Annotated in this window: 1 protein-coding gene; it reads left to right on the top strand. The window is 42.9% G+C overall.

The window, feature by feature from the left end; all coding sequences use genetic code 11:
- Window positions 1-436 (top strand): M16 family metallopeptidase (locus CYP77_RS06135; protein ID WP_141090840.1); only part of this gene is annotated, 436 nt, incomplete at both ends.

Raw genomic sequence — 436 nt, 5'->3', positions numbered from 1 at the left:
CTACCACCCATACCACTGGACGCCAATAGGCTTTATAAAAGATATCGAAAACTGGAAGATCGCTGATATAAAAGAATTTCACGCCACATACTATCAGCCAAAAAACGCCATTTTGATGATAAGCGGCGACATCGGCAAAGATGAGGCATTTAAGCTGGCTAAGAAAAACTTTAGCAGCATAAAAAACAAAAGGGCTATACCAAAACTGCACTGCAAAGAGCCTGAGCTAGACGGCGCTAGAAGAGCTATCATCTACAAAGATAGCCAAACGCAAATGCTAGCGATCGCTTATAAGATCCCAGACTTCAGACACGCTGATCAAGTGGGGCTAAATGCGATAAGTGAGTATCTAGCCACTGGCAAAAGCTCCATTTTACAGCAGCACCTTGTCGATGAGCTCATGCTTGTAAATCAAATTTACGCTTACAACATGAGC

The sequence above is a fragment of the Campylobacter concisus genome, assembly GCF_002913865.1.
Lineage (GTDB): Bacteria > Campylobacterota > Campylobacteria > Campylobacterales > Campylobacteraceae > Campylobacter_A > Campylobacter_A concisus_AM.
This window is presented reverse-complemented; position numbering and strand designations above follow the sequence as displayed.